This is a genomic window from Chitinophaga tropicalis (assembly GCF_009758205.1).
Lineage (GTDB): Bacteria > Bacteroidota > Bacteroidia > Chitinophagales > Chitinophagaceae > Chitinophaga > Chitinophaga tropicalis.
This window is the reverse complement of the sequence record NZ_WRXN01000010.1, coordinates 1-18,041: the sequence shown is the minus strand read 5'-3', so window position 1 is coordinate 18,041 and position 18,041 is coordinate 1. Positions and strand designations below refer to the sequence as shown.

Here is an 18,041-nt window from a genome sequence, read left to right as displayed (position 1 = left end):
GGTATAATAATAACAATTTTGCTAAGAATTTAATACAAGATTGTAAGATTTATTTCACATAATATGTTATTAAACTTACTGCCTGCTTGTTTTTATACCAAACCTGAGAACAAAAAATGCAATTATCATCAATGTCAGATAAGGCGCCATCCACAAAAAAATGCTCATATCAAAATTCCCGGCTTCCACCAGCAGTATCCCATGACCATTCTGGGAACTATGCCTCGGAAGCAGATACTGGGCATAATTCCAGCCAAAATGGATACCCACTGCCAGATGAAGCCGTTTCGTCTTAATAACAGCCAACCCAAATAATAAAGAGCCTGCTCCTGTATTCAGTATTGCCAGCAGTATTTCATTTACATGCATTCCCTCATTGATGTGCATGCAGCCAAACAATAGTGCTGTCACAAGCTGTGCCGGCCATTCACCCCATTTATCAAGCATGAGCCTGAATGTATATCCCCGGAATGCCAGCTCCTGTACAAATACAGAGCTGAAAACCGTTACAAAGGAAGTAAGTACCTCATACCATCTGAACCCTGGATTATTGACCCAATGAAACCCGGTAAGCAGCTGCATGCTTAATGCTGAAATAACAAGCATTAACCCTCCGGCCATTGTTCCGCTTAAAAGATACAGATTGTCCTGCCTGTTGCCTGTAACACAACCTATATCTTTGAATGATTTACCTTCAATAGTAAGAATAAACCTGGTGAAGATCAGTAAAGCAACGCCTAGTATGGGATTGAATACTACCTCGCCTTTTAGATGCAGAAAACCGGTGATTACCTGGACAAGAAAGATAAGCAGGTAATTAACGCCAAGATAAATTAATACACGAAGTAAAACCGGCAGTCTTACAAACCGGATTCCTGAAGTGATCATAACCGCTATTTTTGAAGCCAAAATGAAGGAACTACAGGCTGCTGTCAAAGTAAGATCTGCCAATCGGTAAAGATGGGCAACGAGGAAGACCTCTTATCCAACAGGGAGCAATAAAAGCATAGAAAGGCCTTTGTTGCTGTTTCCCCGGTTTTTATTACCGGAAAATACTCCTTCGTCGGAAATATTGGTTTATTATAGCAGGATCATTCAAATTAGCGATATGGACATACGTCAATATATAGCTGAGATTTATAAGCACAGGTATGGAAAGATCCTCTTCCACATCCTCTTTTGGGTATTGTTTTTTGCTGCCCGCTGTTATATAGGCCTGATCTCTTTAAATTCCTTTACAAAATATGAAAAAGGAATTGTACTGGTCAGCCTGTATGCTACCATTGCAAGCGCTTTTGCCTATTACAGCCTCATATACCTGGTCTATATGCCACTGTTCAGAAAGAAGAAATATGTGGCAGGTTTCATCTCATTAATTCTCTGGATATTCACTTATAGCTGCATCGACTATTATTTTGAAATGACGATGTTGCAGGACAGCCACTGGAAACAGCTGATGATAAAGAACAGCCCTGAATATTATCAATACCTCCAGGGTGATTTCAGCAACATCATGCTCACACGCATCGCCACGCTGGGCATCGTTTACCAGTTGTTTTTAAACCTGTCGCTTCCTTTACTCCTTACAATTATAATCGCTTATACAAAAGAGCAGGTTCAAACCATAGAACTGACAAAACAAAATGTCCAGCTTGAGCTTAGCTTTTTAAAATTTCAGGTAAATCCACACTTCCTTTTTAACACCCTCAATAATATCTATTCACTGATCCTGCATGATAAGAAAGAACTGTCTGCTGACATGGTAGCAAGGCTTTCTGCCTATCTTCGTTACAGCCTTCGTAGCGCTGCAACCGACAAAACCACCGCAGAAGAGGAAATAAAACTGCTGAAAGACTATATTGAGCTGGAAACCATAAGGCTGAATCACATAAAAGTGGATACCGGATTTTCAGTAGACACAACCGGGTACTACTTACCTCCGCTGCTTTTTATACCCATAGTCGAAAATGCCTTTAAATTTTGTGCTGATGTCCGGAATGCCTTTATTAAAGTTCAGTTAACAATAAAGAACGGTTTACTGGAGTTCAGCTGCAGCAACAGCTTCGACAGCAGAGATATTTCAGGAAAGGGAGAGGGGATCGGGTTAGTGAATACAGGTAAAAGACTGGAAAGATACTATCCGTCCAAATATTCCTTCCTGGTTTCAAAAGAAGAAACTGTATATTTTGTACATCTTAAGATACATCTTTTATGACCGGAGTTAACTGCATGATTGTGGATGATGAACCACTTGCAAGGGATATTATACAGACTTACGTCTCCAGGATACCCGGCTGGAACCTTGTGAAAACATGTATTAACGCGGAAGAGGCATATGAAGGAATGTTTCAGTTTAAAGTAGATGTATTGTTCCTCGATATACACATGCCTGTAATATCAGGTATCGATTTTATCCGGTCTTTAAAAAGACCTCCGCTCGTTGTATTTACCACTGCCTATGCAGATTATGCAGTAACCGGCTTTGAATTACATGCTGTGGACTATTTAGTGAAGCCGGTTACATTTGACCGGTTCTTCCAGGCCATAGAAAAAGTAAAGGAAAGAATGCTTCATAGAACCAATGTAGCAGAGCAAATACAGGCAGATTATTTCTTTATCAAACAGGATGGCAGGCTGGTAAAAATTGATTATAAGGATATACTTTTTATGGAAGCACAACGTGACTTCACATCAATATATCTTAAGAATAAAAAAATGCTTGCCAGCATGCATTTAAAAGTGCTGGAAGATATGCTGACACCACCGAATATCATCCGGGTTCACAGAAGCTACATCATAAACCTGGACGCTGTCAGATCTATTGCCGGCAATATTGTGGAAATAGATGGTAAGGAAATTCCAATAGGAGCTAATTATAAAGAAATGCTGCTTAAGCGGCTGGGCTTATAAGAAACAGAGGTAAGCCGGGCAGGCTTACCTCTGTTCATTTATATACGCTTAAACATCCACAACTGATTATCACCTCCATTGTTCGTATACTGCACAACCCGCGTCCCGGGCACTGTAGACTGTGCCGGTATTTCCAGCACCTTGCCACTTTGTACACCCGTGATCGTATAATAACCGCCCTTCTGCACTGTTATAACCCATTTCTGATTATCCCCACCATTATAATCGTACAACTGCAAACCGGCGCCGTTCAAAACAGATTGCCCTGTTATATCCAGCGCTTTGCTACTCTGCACACCGGTTATCTGGTATTGATTATTCCCCAGGTGTTTTACCTGCCAGCGCTGATTATCTCCGTTGTTTGCCGTCCATTGCTGTACAGGCGTTTCATTGGCGGACGACTGTCCCGCTGCATCCAGCGCTAAACTACTGTTCTTGTTAACGATCGTATAAATGCCATCCTGTATTACCTGGCTGCCACCAGTATAAGGAGATAGTACTGCTTTCAGCAACGCCGCCGCCTTTATATGTCCGGCCTCACTGGGATGAAGATTATCCGGCAGATAATCAGAAGTAGACTGTGTCAGCCACCCTTCTGTATTGATGTAATGCACCTTTCTGTCGCCCGCAACAGCGCGGTCTTCCACTGCTGCTACCGTTGGCAGTGAACGTATGCCCAGGAATGTGCGCATCACAAATATCTCTGCCTGCGGAAACCTGGAGCGGATACCTGCCAGTAACCCGGTATAGACTGCTCTGAACGTACTATCAGCATCTTCATAGTCGCTGTCATTTGTACCAAGGTTGATCACAACTATCTGAGGCGTATACCTGCTGAAGTCCCAGGCAGGAGAGGAGGCATAGTTGGGTGGTTGCAGCCGGAAATATTGCGCGTCCATAGCCGTACCATGCCTGGGGCTGCTCACCAGCGCAATACCTGGATAAGCTATCTGGGTATGTTCTGCTCCCAGCTCTTCTGAACATATCCATGCATAGTCAGACACATTGGCCTGATCATTCAGGTATCCCGCTGTAATAGAATCACCAATGTATTCTATGATATAGGGGCTCACGGATGGCTTGCTGGTAACCGCTCCCGCATCCAGTATCAGCCCCATAAAGCTGAACACATAATCATAATCCCTGCCTTGTGCTACAGACAGTGTATGCGTTCCCGATGCAAGTGGTACAGCCGTAAGATCAATAACACCTCCTGCATTTTTATAGGATATCCATGGGCCGTTATCTATACGGGCATAAAAGTTACTTGTATTACCGGTTTTAATTTTGACAGTCGTACCTGTAAAGTTCACCTTGATATAGGCGCCTCCCCAGTAACTGGTATAACGGCTGCTGTCACTGAAATCCCAGCGACCAAAATACCTGATATTGGCATCACCGGGAGTAACGTTGGTAGTAACTGCCGGTGCTTCGGCCATCGTGTCTGTTAATGCTATACTATTATCCTGCTTCATACAACTGCTCAGCATGAAAGATAATACCAGCGCGAAAATTCTGCCTGATCTGTTTAACATGTTTATGATTGTTTTCATGGAGCACTGATAATCCATTGCTGGTTGGCACCGTTGTTAAGAGAATACTGTTCAATCAATGTGCCTGCTGTCTGAGACAGTGCAGGTACTTCCAGTACTTTCCCGCTTTGCACGCCTTGTATGATGTAATATCCACCGGCTGTTGGGGTGATGATCCATTGCTGGTTAGCGCCATTGTTATAATCATAAAGCTGAACTTTACCGCCATCATTGAGGTCCTGGCCTGCAATATCAAGTGCCCGGCCGCTTTGCACGCCTGTTATTTTATAGTGATCGCCGCCAATACTGGTAATTGTCCACTGCTGATTTGCCCCGCCACCATAAGGCCATTGCTGTACGGGCGTCTGGTTCACCGTCCCTTGTCCTTTTGCATCCAGCGCCATATTACTGTTACGGTTAATGATCTTGTATCTCCCATCAGCCAGCGGACCTTTTCCGCCTATGATATGTGGTGTGGGATGAGTGGCCTGGTAAGGGATCTCCCCTTTGATCATTTTACCGGCATCATTCACAAGACGCAGGTAGAAGTCTGATGACACCGCTACTCCATCCTGGTCAAGATTGACAAACGTTGTTCCTGCAGGACTTTGGGTCGCGTTCTCTGCCACTTTGAAAATAGCTGTCCCTTCATTCACCTCATCAAACATGGCGATATAAAGACTTTTTGCACCTACTTTTTTCATAACCGCGACCTGGGCCCACATAAAGTCTCCATGGTTTCTTGGTATTTCATTCAGCGGACTGCCTGCATTACTGTTATGAAAGGAAAAACCGGGATAAGCGATAGGCTGATAATCCATACCGTGAGCTTCACAGTAATCGTAATCTCCCTGTATCCATGGCTGGTAAGAGGCTACTACCTGTGCAGCTACTGCCCATGGGGTCAGCATGTTGAACGATTCATACACCTTCATGAAATCAGGACGGGAAAATACGTTGTTGGGTGTGCGCCAGTCCATAGGCACACTACCAATAACATAGCATCCCTGGTTTTTGAACCAGTTGATCACATCAATGCAGGCGGCAGAGTCTCCGCCACCGGGTACTTTCGCTCCCAGGTAGCCCATCCCGAAAATACAAACCACCGGTTTCCCATTCTGCCTTGCATAGGCGGGCGATGACAGCAGGTCCAGGCTGCCGGTAATGGTATTCACCCAGTCGGTTTTAAGACGGCTTTGCATTTCAGCATCGCCGGAAATGTCGTACATGATGTAAAACTTTCTGCCGGTAGCTTCTGCGGCAGCTCTTACTTTACGGGCCATTCCATCCCTTTGTGACTTGAAGGGAGGATCAGACAGCTCCCCCGTAAACCTTTGCAGGGCAGCGCAGTCAATACCGTTTTCCTGCATCCATCTGAAGTGAACGTCAACGGTAGATTGATCGTAGGATGAAAACATCTTTGCCGGCTGACCGTTTCCAAGGGCCGGCCAGGCAGTCTGATAGGTAACGGAGTATTCCCTTGTATCGGGCCACATTTCAAGATTCTGATGCGTCCACCGGTCAACGGCCGATCCGTCTCCGGGAGCAGTGAACCATCCCTGGTAGCCAACGGTCACTTTACCAACAACATCCCCTGCAGGCGAGCCTTTTAAAGCAGCATCAGCTGTCAGGGTTGAAGGTGTGTTCTCTGCATTATTTTCCTTTTTGGTACAGGCAGATAGTATGGCTATCAATAAGCCCAGGGCAAGACAGGTTTTCTTCATAAGATAACTGGTTACGTAAAAAATGGTTATTTATTTCCGGCTACATGACACAAACCAGAGGCCATACCCTTAAAGACCTGTCGATGAGAGTGTTTGCTGTTTGAAAGGAAATGTTTTCTACGATATATCGTAAAATTTTGACAGGTGTTTACGAAATAGCATAAAATATTTTAAATCTTAACCGCCGCCAACCCAATTAATCCTCATCATCAGCTGCGCGCAGCGCAAAAAAGAACTCTCAAAAACAGGGTTTTGCCGAAGGCGAAACCCTGTTTTTGAGCAATTTCTCCCCGCATATAAAAAAATCAAACTAACCCACACACGTCCGGAATCCCCCCGCATAATGTCGGAAAAACCCCTCATAACACATATACGCAGATATTACTTTTGTTCTGTTATGAAACAAGCTGAATTTATCGCACTGTCAGCCTGTGCTATGATGCTGACAGCTTTAGGAATAGACATCATGCTTCCCGCATTCGGAGAGCTTAGAGAACATTTCGGCCTTACCCGGGAGTCCACAGCCACTGCTCAGATCGTAGTATTCTTTTTCCTCGGACAGATAGGTCAACTCATTTTCGGAGTACTTTCAGACCGTTTCGGCCGACTAACCATCCTGCGCATCGGCTACCCATTTTACATCATCGGAGGAATAGCTGCAGCCTTCGCACCCGGCCTTATACTGATGTACGTCGCACGCTTCATAGCGGGCATAGGCGCTTCTGCTGTTCTTACCACTACTATCGCAGGTGTACGCGACCGTTTTGTCGGCAACCAGATGGCCCGCATTCTTTCCCTGGTTCTAACCATCTTCCTCTTCACCCCGGTATTTGCTCCTTTTTTAGGGATGGCCATCCTGTCTGTATCATCATGGCAGATGGTGTTTCTCACACCTCCGTTGTTTGCAATTATTGTATTCGCCTGGTCTTTTCGACTGGAGGAATCACTTCCGCAGCATCAGCGTATTTCACTCAGCTGGGCAAGCATCAGCCATTCTATCCGCACAGTGATCAGCAATCCTACTTTCCTCCGCTATACTGCAGTTACTACCGCTCTTTTCGCCGGACTGAGCTCATATGTTTCCAGCTCCGAAAGGTTGGTAGGAGAGGTATACGGCCGTCCGGAACTGTTTGCCTGGATCTTTGCCGGTATCGGCCTGGGCATGTCGCTTAGTGCGCTGACCAATTCCCATCTCTCATCCAGGTATGGCAGCCGCCGTGCCATCAGGGGATTGCTTACGGCCTATACTGTAATAGGCACATTACTGTTGATCTTCTCCTCCCTTTCCCCAGATCCGCCTGATATACGTTTATTCTTCATCGCTGTAGCGTTGCTCATGGGTATTAACCTGGCTGTAGAACCTAACAGCAGCGCACTGGCAATGGAACCGATGGGAGAAATTGCCGGCATTGCATCAGCTGTTTACGGTACTTCCTTCTTCTTTATAGGCGCCTCCCTGGGAGCCATTATCAGCCATTTCCTCGTACACGGTGTTTTCCCGCTCATCCTGAGTTTTTTTATCATAGGACTCATTGCTTTGTCCCTTGTATTCAGCGATCGCCATTAATTAATTCCGCTTCTGCTACATTGTTTTTGCCGGGATATCCCGCTTTAACCCCTTTCAATCCCCAATCTGTCCATCTCAACATACATTCAATTGTCCCATGCCTGATATGTATAAATCTTTGCACAATAATAAAAACATATGATGTCATTAGGTATTCGCACAGGCATTTTGCTTGCCTGTTTCATGGGAAGTATGTCAGGTTTTTGCCAGACACCGGGAAATATTACCGGTAACTGGAAAACCGAGCTGAAAAACAAAACAATTCAGATGGAAATATATCTGGCTGCAGATAGTGCATACTATGGTAAAATGATAAACGACAATAGTACCCCATCAAAGAACGGAACAATTATCCTGAAAAAACTTAAGTACGATAAAGGGTCCCAGGCCTTTAAAGGCATCATGCATCCACATGATGCAGATGTAGATCTGGATGTGACTGTTACAGTAATAGACAAAGACCGTTTAAAAATGATAGCCAGAAAGCTTCTTATAAGCAGAACCGTTTACCTGGCAAGAATAAAATAAAAACTGACAAATGAAGAGTAAGATATTGCTGGTAATTATTTCCTTTTTTCTTTCCGGACCCATTTACTCGCAGAAGGTTTTCACATCTGTCGATTCCTTATGGGATTATGCGGCATCAAAAAGTATTTCTATTCAGTCCGGTTATCTTAAAGTAGACCAGGCAAAAAAAGCTAAACTGGCTGCCATACTTAGTATTCCTGATCCAAGCGGAGATACCTATCTCAGTTATACACATAACACCAAATTGGCTGTAAACCTTTTCCCTGCGGAAACATTTGGAGGAGAAGCCGGTACATACAAAGAGGTGAAGACAGGCGTTCCCTATGTTACCAGTTTCGTCCGGACTCTTAATGTAAAGCTTTTAAACCTGGAGGGATGGGAGAATCTGAAGATGTCTAAACTTAATATTAAAAGCAGTGTCTCGGAGAATAGGGCTACACTAAAAGCGCTTTTTGAAGATATTGCCACCACTTATTATAATATCGTATCGCTGCAGGAGCAACTCGCCAGTACCATTCAAAATGTAACTGCCTCAGATAGCTTGTTGCAAATTACTCAAAACAAATACAATGCAGGCTTTATTAAACAGCAGGATGTAAATAGTGCAAACATCAACTATCTCACCACTAAAGAAAGCAAGAACCAGATTGAGTTTCTTATAAAACAACAATACCTGGCATTAAAAGTTCTTTGTGATATCCCGGAACAGGAAGACATAGTAATTGCAAATAAGTCTTCATTATCAGACCTGGATATAAACCCCTTTGTAGAATTGAACAACCTTGCTTTGACGAACAGTGTTTATAAAGAGAAAATAGCTTTATCTACCTGGAGACAGCAAAAGTATGCTCAGGCCCCATCAATTTCCTTTTTTCAAAGTAGTACCAGTCAGCAGAATAATACGCGTGGCAGATTGTTTGATAATAGTGTAAAATGGATACCCAGTAGTTATCTGGGACTAAAGCTTAGCCTTCCATTGCCTTCAGCTAATAAAATGAGTGAGATGTCAAAAGCAAAGTATGACTATCTGATTGCTAAGAAAAATACAGAGCAACAAAAAATACAGTCAGAATTGGAAGTAGATAAGCTACGCACTGCTTACGATAAAGCATTAAGCCAGGCCGCAAGCAACAAACAAATATTTTTACTTAGAAAGGAAAATTATGGAAAATACCTGAACCAGTATAAAGAAGGGTTGGTTGGCCTTGAACAAACTATCGACAAGTTTAATGAAATGGTTAACAGCAATTATGATCTTGTCTCATCGCAGGTAACAGCATTGGCTGCCAGAACAAAAATTGATATTAATAACAGAATAAAATGAATACGAACATAATTCGCACCATAGCATTCATACTTCCTGGTCTGCTTTTTTATTCCTGCGGCAAAAAAACTGAAGAAACAAAGGCAATCCGGAAAGACGTGACTGAAACAGTATTCGCTTCCGGCATACTTGAAGCTGACAATACTTACGATCTTACTGCACAGGCAGACGGCTACCTTACAGAGATAAATTTTGAAGAAGGAGACACTGTGGCGCCGGGCAAGATACTAGCTGTCGTAAATAACAACGAAGCCATTTTTAACGAACAAAGCGCAATCGATTTATATAACATCGCACGTAGTAACACACTAAGCAGTGCACCAACTTTACAACAGGCACAAAAGACCATCACTATCAACAAACAGAAGATGGAACTCGACCTGATTAATCTGAAACGGTATCAAAAACTATGGGAGAACAATAGTGTCGCTAAAATGGATGTGGATAATGCTGAGCTCCAATATGAAACATCAAAATCAACCTATGAAAGTTCATTGGATAATTATAAAGAATTACAACAGCAGGCCAATAAACAGGCCATCAGCACTCAGGCAACAAAAAATATTAACGAATTAATTACCGGGAAGAACAAAGTAAGCGCCGTTATAGCAGGGAAGGTTTTAAAGAAATATAAACAACCGGGCGACTATATCAAACGTGGTGAAAGCATTGCATTAGTTGGAAACATAAGAAATACATACGCCAAAGTAAATATTGACGAAGGAAACATCGGCAAAGTCAGAGTTGGTCAGGAAGCATTCATACAACTGAATATAAACAAGGATAAGATTTATAAAGGCACAGTACAGGAAATCTATCCCTCCTTCGATGATGGAACTCAATCGTTCATTTGCAAAATTGCTTTTGCAGATAGTTTGGATTTCACCATTGTAAACACACAATTACAAAGCAACATAGTAGTGGCAACAACCAAAAACGCATTGCTTATCCCGAGGAATTACCTCGACTTTGGAGGATATGTACAGGTGAAAGGACAAAAAGAGAAAGTAAAAGTTGTTACAAAATTTGTAAGCAATGAATGGGTGCAGGTATTAAGTGGGATTGACGATAATACCGTGCTGATTACCGACAACATTGCTGCCAATAAAGTAACTACTTCAGAGGCCGGGGCACAATTACAACGTTAACTTATGAGACATAACATAAACTCAGACATTGCTCTTACACATATTATTACCAGGAAAAGACAAACACTGGTGGCTGCATTAGGTGTTACGCTCGGAGTAGGAGTGTATTTATTTATGAATTCACTTACTTCCGGCTTCTCTTCCTTTTCAAGAGATGAGATGTTTAAAAATAGTGCCCACATAAAAATTTATAAAGACGATGAGTTGAGCCAACCCCTCGTGCCTTCAGCCGGTTCAGGACATATAACTGTTATTGTCAATCCTCAGGTTACCACACTCTCAAAAAAAATAATTAATCCCGAACAACTTCTGTCAACAATTAAGCAACAACCTTTTGTTGTCAATGCTATTTCGCAGGTGAGTTTTGACGCATTTTATAACCGTGGCAAGGCACAGATAAGCGGAGATTGCAGTGGTGTAAATATACTTGATTATGACGCTATGTTTAAAACAAGTAAATACATTGTAGGAGGGAGTTTGAATAGACTGCAGGGCAACTTGAACGGTATCATCATCGGAAGCGGCATCGCAGAAAAATTAAACCTTGGGATTGACGATAATATCACTGTTACCTCCTCATATAATGTAGTAAAAGTAATGAAGATCGTCGGCATTTTTACAACCGGTAGCAGTTTGACTGACAATGCAAAATCCTACATGAATATCAGCACGGCGCAGCAGTTTATAAAAGAAGGGCCTTCTTATGTAAGCAATATTTTTATAAATATACCCGATCCCAATAAAAGTGAAGAGTACGCTGCCTCGCTGCAACAACTAACACCTTATAAAGTGGAAGACTGGAAAACCACTAATGCAGATGTGTTAGCAAGTGGCAAGACAAGAGATGTACTGATGAGCTCCATAGCTATGTCTATTTTAGTAGTAGCGGCTTTCGGTATTTATAATATACTTAGTTCAACAATAGCACAGAAAATTAATGACATTGCTATACTGAAAGCAACCGGTTTCGCAGGTAGAGATGTGATCAGGATTTTTTTGATGGAAGCTCTTATAATGGGGCTCATTGGTACTCTGATAGGTCTGATTATAGGTGCTGTGCTTATCGAAATAATGTCTAACATATATATGGGCGGACCGGTTGGCTATTTCCCCATACGTTTTGAACCAGCACTTTTTGCAAAAAGTTTTGGCCTGGGTGTATTTATTACGCTATGTGCTGGCTATTTCCCTGCAAGGAAAGCCGCAAGAGTGGATCCGGTCGAAATATTCAGAAAATAATTTAGCCATGGAAAAAAGAGAAGTCATTCTGAGCACCAGGTCTTTGGGGAAGTATTTTTATGACCCTATTAAGTTTAAGGTATTAGACAACATCAGTTTCAATGCATACAAAGGAGAGTTTTTAACACTGGTGGGCAAAAGCGGCTCAGGTAAATCAACCTTACTTTATTGCCTCAGTACAATGGATACTTCTTATGAAGGAGAGTTATTTATTGGTCAGGAAAGAGTAACCGGGAAAAAGGTGAATGAATTAGCAGCATTACGAAACAGGAGCATTGGATTCATATTCCAGTTCCATTACTTATTACCTGAATTTTCCTGCCTGAAAAACGTAATGATTCCGGCGCTAAAGCTGGGTAAATACTCCTATAAAGAAGTGGAAGAAAGAGCATACAGCAAGCTTGATGTTTTAGGTATCAGGGATCAGGCATTAAAACCAGCGGCAAAACTAAGTGGAGGTCAGCAGCAACGTGTAGCTATTGCCAGGGCATTGATTAATGACCCTGCTATTATTATGTGTGATGAGCCAACCGGTAACTTAGACAGCAGGAACACCCGGATTGTATTTGACATCTTTAAACAGATAGCGCATGAGTTTGGGCAAACCATTATTGCAGTAACACATGATAACGATTTTGCCGAAGCGAGCGACAGAACTATTGAACTGGCAGATGGCAAAATAATCAGCCATGATAAGAACTTTGACACATACTTATAAAAAGCCAAAAAGGAAAAGACCCAAGCCGGTCTTTTCCTCTTTTATATACTCTTTCTGAAAATGTGGATATCCTGTTAATTTCTCTCTCCACGTGGAGCACTTTTGCGCCACGTCGCGGTGCAGAACAGCTCCGCATACGCGTATCAGAAATGCCCCGCATACGTGTGCTCAAAGTGCCCCACATTGCGGCGCTAAAGTGCGCCACATTTATAAACAATATAAACAATTATAAACAAGAGAGAAACACGCGCGCGCGTATTTTTTTTTATTTTTTTTAAAAAAAAAGAAAATCCACAACGGGAAATTTCTTCCCTGCCGCCGCGCTGCAGTCTCCCCCGGAAATCTCATACAGTAACTAGTGCGCAGTCTTTTTGCGCAGCTTACTAGATAGAGAATTTATTTTTCATCCCGCACTTTTTTTCACTTATACCCTTAAATTTGCGCAAAGCCCTAAAAACGAGTATTTTTTCACAATCTCAATAAATATGCAACACGATGATTTATCGTTCTTTAGCCAGACTATCAATGTTGACCTCAAGAACACCCTGACAACCCCCGGCAATGAAACTGCCAGCTTTATTCAGTCAGCCACGACTAAGTTGACAACCTACAGGAGTAACTTCATTGTCAACTTTAACGCCCGTATGTATGGAAGAATATCTGACGCAAAGCAGATCGGCCAGCACATACATTTTTGTCAGCGCGAATTGACACGGCTCATCGACGATGTCATACGATGCCTCCTACAAGGCGGGAATATACGCTGCGGAGGAGCAGGAAATGAATCATTTTCTCCAGTTTATCTGTGATACCCTTCAGGACCTCCTGAATTTTTTACACAAAGAATACCCCCGGTTTATAGATCCGGACTGCAGGATACCGGCAAAGGATATCCCTGCATTGTCCGATGAGCTGATGTTCAGATGGGACTCAATACAGGAAGCTTTCAACAGGAAAGGAATAGACGCCGAACTTTCAGACATCCTGATGGAGTCTTTCTTTTCCTTTAAGACTGACTATTTAGGCAACAAACATGTTACGCTCTATGAGGCAGGTTATCTCAGGATGCTGTTGGATGAGCTCTGGCTCTTTGCAGGAGCAGACGAAGAAGGAGAGTTGCATCCCGTTTATCAGCTGAATCTGCGGTTGCAGTCAATCAATTTCAACCACTGGAAGTACGTAAACTACTTCACCGGTTTTATTGAGAAAGAAATTGAGTGTATAGACGATCCTGACGAAAAGTTGATGATGGTCATCCAGCTGCAAAAAAAATTAACCCAGTTGCCCGGAAAAGCAAACAAAGGATATAACCCGGAAAATGAATCTCTCAAAGCCCAGACGTTGAAATGGCTGAATAGCGAACTGCACTACTGTGAAACCTTAAGAAGGCTTAACGTAAAGGAGCAGTCCCGGGAAAAAGCAGATAAGTGGGACGGCTTTAAGATAAAGACCAGTTTATCCGTCGCTGAATTAGGCTGTTTCACTAAACTATTGCTTGATAGCGGAGTGATTATCCATGATAACAAAAAACAGCTGATAGAATTTTTCGCTGATTTTCTTACCTCTAAACAAAAACAATCTATCACGGCTAGCAGCCTTTGGAACAAAATGTATACAGACGATACCGGCGTTACAAGATCTCTGAAAAAGATGATACTGGATCTGCTAAACTACTTGAAATAGCCAGTATATCAGTTTGAATTTTTAGCAGGCCGCAGGCCGTTTCCACTTTTCAAAAAATGAGTTTTGCCGAAGGCAAAACTCATTTTTTTTGTGCAGTTTTTCGCTTTACACACCTTAAAACAAGCTCCTGGTTAAGCCATTTTGATACATGCTGCTAACAATTTTAAAAATTTAATTAATTGATGTTTAATTAGTTAAGAGGGGTTGTACAACCCCTGCCACTGTTCTGGCGTTGTTGTTATCATTTCCTTTGTATCACAAAACAAAGAGTAACACAAAGAATGAAAAACAAGTTAACACCATTGAACGAAACCTTCTCACTGAAAGAAGTGCAGGCCCTCCTGGATTCCCAGAATTTAACCCATCCCCGGAACAGAAGTAAGGCCCGTCAATTACTTGACATGGTCACAGTAACTGACACCACCAGCTACATTATGCACGGCAATCGTGTTATTCCTCACAGCACAAAAAAAACACTTGTCCTATGGGTACACCGTCCGCAATAAACTATATCGGGCACCTGAATACATTTTACCAGCGTACCCGTAACGATCATCGCCTTAATTCAACTGATATGGCATTGTACCTGGCGCTTTTTCATATCTGGAATAGCTGGCACTTTAAAAATCCTTTTGCTGTGCAACGGACTGAAGCCATGAAGCTCTCTCACATCGGCTCCAATAGGACATACAACGATAGCCTGAGAAAACTTCAGAAATGCGGATACATTGTTTACCTGCCCCCGGAACAACCTTTTATGCGCAGCACCGTCTGTATTCAGCCATTGGTGGGAATAACCATACCTGAACAGCCTCCTGTTCAGGAAAAAAGGACTGGTATCGAGCCAGACATGGAGGACGTAAAGATCTATTTCCTGTCCCATGGACATCCTGCCGATGAAGGGGCTCGCTTCTTCTTCTACTACCAGTCCTTCGGCTGGTCTAAAAGAGGAAGTCCTATAACTAACTGGAAAGCCGCAGCACAAAAATGGATGCAGAATATCGGATCATTTTCAAAACCGAAGGAGAAACCCAGTCACCTTCATATTAACCAGAATAAGAACTATGGAGAGCCATTATAATTACGGATCAATAATCGATCACATCAGGCAGAAATGGAAGGAGAAACACGGCTTTGAATTTAAGATAACAGAGACAGACAAGCCTGTTATCAACAAACTGCTGGCTTACTTCCTGAGAGATGAGGAAATGGCTGCCGCAGCGCAGCTGGACCTGGCAAAAGGTATTATGTTAACAGGACCTATAGGTTGTGGCAAGACTTCACTGATGTCTTTGATGAATGAGGTTTGTTCCCGTACCCATCAGCATCTTTACAGGTCCGGCAGGGACATCAGTATTGAATATGGAAGATCAGGACTGGACGTGCTGTATAAATATACCACCAACTCCTTTTTCCCTTATACCAATGTCCCGCGTGTATATTGCTTCGATGACCTCGGACTGGAGCCCAGAATGCCTTTTTGGGGAGACTTTAACGTAATGACGGAGATACTGCTGTCCAGGTATCAGTTGATGATGTCCCGGAGGATGGTCACCCATGTGATCACTACCTTATCAGCAGACGAGCTGGAACAACTGTACGGTAACCGTGTCAGAAGCTGCTTTCGTGCAATGTTCAACCTTATTGCATACAGTCATGATGCACCGGATAAGAGAAAATAAAATTGAGAGGATCAAGCTGATTAGTTGATGGATTAGTAGTATGCAATGTAACAGGCCTGGTATTCCTATCGGGCCTTTCTTATACAAAAAAGGCGCCTCAATATTATTGAGACGCCCCTTTTACATATCAAACTACATCACCTGTAAGTTTACGGTGTTCCAGACACCGCTACAATAGCAAGCGCATTGAAAGTACCGTTCTTCAGGCTGTAGGATACACCATTCACCTGTTGAATGAACTGAATGCCCAACGCTACGAACAGCGGTTTGGTACTATTGGCCGTTACTGGTACCGTAAGATTAAGAGCAGCAGTAGCAATACCGTTGATCGGCAGCTCATTACTTTTAGCAACACCGTTAACATAACTGGCTGCTTCAAAGTCGATCTCCGCACCTCCGCAGGAAATAACGAAGTGTGTAGCTCCTCCTGGTACGGCGATCATCTGATCCGGAATAAAGGACGGTATCTCTACTGTCAGGTTACCGGTTGCACGGTCAATATCGGCCAGGAAAGGTGCAAACAGTGTACTCTGTAATGTACTGCCGGCGTTGAATTCAAAACCGGTCAGTAATTCAGCCTCACCATCAATCACATTCCGCTGACCCCTTACACTGGTAAGGTCCGCTTTGATCACCTGTGAGAACGCCTGTACTAACCTTGCAGTAGCCAGATTATCACTTGCATTCTGCATAAGTGACCGGAAGGATACCCTCAGAAGTTTACCCGCCTTACAGGCTCTTTTAAACTCCTCACCATTTTCACGGGTCCTTGCAAATGCCGGATCGCTGGCAATCCTGCTGGCGTCTACACCGCCTTTCTCGCGGACAAGATAACCGCCTGATCTGCTCTTATAAAAAGTGATATTTCCAAGTGTACCTTTAATTGGTAAGATACCTGCTTGCTGAGCCATTGTTTTAAAGTTTTAATTTTTGTAAAAGGTACTTGTATCAGCCGTACCCGTTAGGCTGCATTACTGCGCAGGAAATGTTATATTTGTAATTACATATCAATACTACGGCGTTCAAACCATTGTAAAAAATAACCTTGCCGTATTTGCCGATTATGCACAAAACAGTACCTGATCGTATAGTGATTTATGCCCGTGACATTATAAACATAACAGGTTGCAGCGAACGTACTGCCCGCTATTTATTGAAAAAAATAAGAAAAGTCAATAGCAAAGAGGCCGGACAGTATGTAACTATTTCGGAGTTTTGTTTATACACCGGGTTAAAAGAATCAGACGTGAACAAGTTCCTGGTGCATTGATACTATATGGATACGCCTACTCAAAGGCTAGGATAAAGTATGGGTAGTGTATGGACTGCGGTATCACTATAGCGCCACATAGAACAGGGTATAGTAATTATCTTTACTATATCCTGTTCTTATTTTTATGAAAAAAAATACATAATAATGTACCGTACCGGAATATTAACCGCTTTCCATACCAGGAGGGCTCATTATGATTCTTACCTTCAAGCCAACGACATTCCCATACATACCTGCCCCGGATGTGGTTTCCCCTCCCTCGCCGAACGGGGCGGTTTTGCCATATGCGATATCTGCTCCTGGGAAGACGATGGACAGGATGATAGCACTGACAGCATATTAGATCAACTATCTACTGAAGGCATTAAAATTTCCAGCCCTAACGGTAACCTTTCTTTGACTGAGAACAGGATTAACATCGGTCGTATATTGGAAACCAATTCTGAATTGCTCAACGGTGAAGTTGATTTTGATTCCGCACGTGTTTTAAAGACAATTGCATTTTATCAGCAACGTAGAAAAGAAATTGAGGACAGAATATCAGGTGATGAATCCCCTCAGGATCATATATGGATGGAATGGAAAGAAGGGATCAAGTTGAAAACTTGGGGGGAAGATCAAAAAGTTGTTTTTTTGCAGCTCATTAAGAAGCAACAACTTGGATCAGAACTATCGACAGTTAATGGAATTTCTTCTCCCAAAGGGACTTTTAG

At 42.7% G+C, this 18,041-nt stretch carries 17 protein-coding genes; 13 read left to right on the top strand and 4 right to left on the bottom strand.

Going from position 1 to position 18,041, the window contains the following annotated elements:
- Positions 1-75 precede the first annotated feature (75 nt).
- Complete coding sequence (locus tag GO493_RS20500; RefSeq protein WP_157308105.1) at positions 76-888, bottom strand: CPBP family intramembrane glutamic endopeptidase; 813 nt, start codon at positions 886-888, stop codon at positions 76-78.
- A gap of 220 nt (positions 889-1,108) precedes the next feature.
- On the opposite strand from GO493_RS20500, the gene GO493_RS20495 reads away from it, so the two are divergent.
- Both GO493_RS20495 and GO493_RS20490 read left to right on the top strand, forming a co-directional pair.
- Entirely contained in the window at positions 1,109-2,215 is a 1,107-nt protein-coding gene (locus GO493_RS20495; RefSeq protein ID WP_157308104.1) for a sensor histidine kinase, read from the top strand.
- On the top strand, positions 2,212-2,910 hold the full coding sequence (locus GO493_RS20490) for a LytR/AlgR family response regulator transcription factor (protein WP_157308103.1): 699 nt from the start codon (positions 2,212-2,214) through the stop codon (positions 2,908-2,910). Before GO493_RS20495 ends, GO493_RS20490 begins: the two co-directional genes overlap by 4 nt.
- A gap of 38 nt (positions 2,911-2,948) precedes the next feature.
- On the opposite strand, the gene GO493_RS20485 is transcribed toward GO493_RS20490, so the two are convergent.
- Positions 2,949-4,445 (bottom strand): RICIN domain-containing protein, encoded by a 1,497-nt coding sequence (locus tag GO493_RS20485; RefSeq protein WP_198315783.1) that lies wholly within the window; start codon positions 4,443-4,445, stop codon positions 2,949-2,951.
- A gap of 14 nt (positions 4,446-4,459) precedes the next feature.
- Positions 4,460-6,166 (bottom strand): RICIN domain-containing protein, encoded by a 1,707-nt coding sequence (locus GO493_RS20480; RefSeq protein WP_157308101.1) that lies wholly within the window; start codon positions 6,164-6,166, stop codon positions 4,460-4,462.
- A gap of 397 nt (positions 6,167-6,563) precedes the next feature.
- Here GO493_RS20480 and GO493_RS20475 point away from each other — a divergent pair, with 397 nt between their 5' ends.
- From GO493_RS20475 to GO493_RS20430, 10 genes are all read left to right on the top strand, one after another.
- A complete protein-coding gene (locus GO493_RS20475; protein ID WP_157308100.1) occupies positions 6,564-7,733 on the top strand; it encodes an MFS transporter in 1,170 nt (389 codons plus the stop codon).
- 267 nt (positions 7,734-8,000) lie between these two features.
- Complete coding sequence (locus tag GO493_RS20470; RefSeq protein ID WP_157308099.1) at positions 8,001-8,261, top strand: hypothetical protein; 261 nt, start codon at positions 8,001-8,003, stop codon at positions 8,259-8,261.
- A gap of 10 nt (positions 8,262-8,271) precedes the next feature.
- On the top strand, positions 8,272-9,585 hold the full coding sequence (locus GO493_RS20465) for a TolC family protein (protein ID WP_157308098.1): 1,314 nt from the start codon (positions 8,272-8,274) through the stop codon (positions 9,583-9,585).
- Positions 9,582-10,733: an efflux RND transporter periplasmic adaptor subunit gene (locus tag GO493_RS20460; protein ID WP_157308097.1), complete on the top strand. Its 1,152-nt coding sequence runs from the start codon at positions 9,582-9,584 to the stop codon at positions 10,731-10,733. The genes GO493_RS20465 and GO493_RS20460 overlap by 4 nt, the downstream gene beginning before the upstream one ends.
- A 3-nt stretch (positions 10,734-10,736) precedes the next feature.
- Complete coding sequence (locus GO493_RS20455) at positions 10,737-11,972, top strand: ABC transporter permease (protein WP_157308096.1); 1,236 nt, start codon at positions 10,737-10,739, stop codon at positions 11,970-11,972.
- A 7-nt stretch (positions 11,973-11,979) separates the two neighbouring features.
- On the top strand, positions 11,980-12,690 hold the full coding sequence (locus GO493_RS20450; RefSeq protein ID WP_157308095.1) for an ABC transporter ATP-binding protein: 711 nt from the start codon (positions 11,980-11,982) through the stop codon (positions 12,688-12,690).
- Positions 12,691-13,416: 726 nt separating this feature from the next.
- Positions 13,417-14,373, top strand: coding sequence for a hypothetical protein (locus GO493_RS20445; RefSeq protein WP_157308094.1), 957 nt, complete (start codon positions 13,417-13,419; stop codon positions 14,371-14,373).
- 281 nt (positions 14,374-14,654) lie between these two features.
- Positions 14,655-14,879 (top strand): hypothetical protein, encoded by a 225-nt coding sequence (locus tag GO493_RS20440; RefSeq protein WP_157308093.1) that lies wholly within the window; start codon positions 14,655-14,657, stop codon positions 14,877-14,879.
- Positions 14,858-15,454 (top strand): hypothetical protein, encoded by a 597-nt coding sequence (locus tag GO493_RS20435; RefSeq protein WP_157308092.1) that lies wholly within the window; start codon positions 14,858-14,860, stop codon positions 15,452-15,454. The genes GO493_RS20440 and GO493_RS20435 overlap by 22 nt, the downstream gene beginning before the upstream one ends.
- Complete coding sequence (locus tag GO493_RS20430) at positions 15,438-16,055, top strand: ATPase (RefSeq protein ID WP_157308091.1); 618 nt, start codon at positions 15,438-15,440, stop codon at positions 16,053-16,055. Before GO493_RS20435 ends, GO493_RS20430 begins: the two co-directional genes overlap by 17 nt.
- 149 nt (positions 16,056-16,204) lie before the next feature.
- Here the strand turns inward: GO493_RS20430 and GO493_RS20425 are convergent, their stop codons facing one another.
- A complete protein-coding gene (locus GO493_RS20425) occupies positions 16,205-16,966 on the bottom strand; it encodes a hypothetical protein (protein WP_157308090.1) in 762 nt (253 codons plus the stop codon).
- 506 nt (positions 16,967-17,472) lie between these two features.
- On the opposite strand from GO493_RS20425, the gene GO493_RS20420 reads away from it, so the two are divergent.
- Positions 17,473-18,041 (top strand): CPCC family cysteine-rich protein (locus tag GO493_RS20420; protein ID WP_198315782.1); only part of this gene is annotated, 569 nt, incomplete at its 3' end.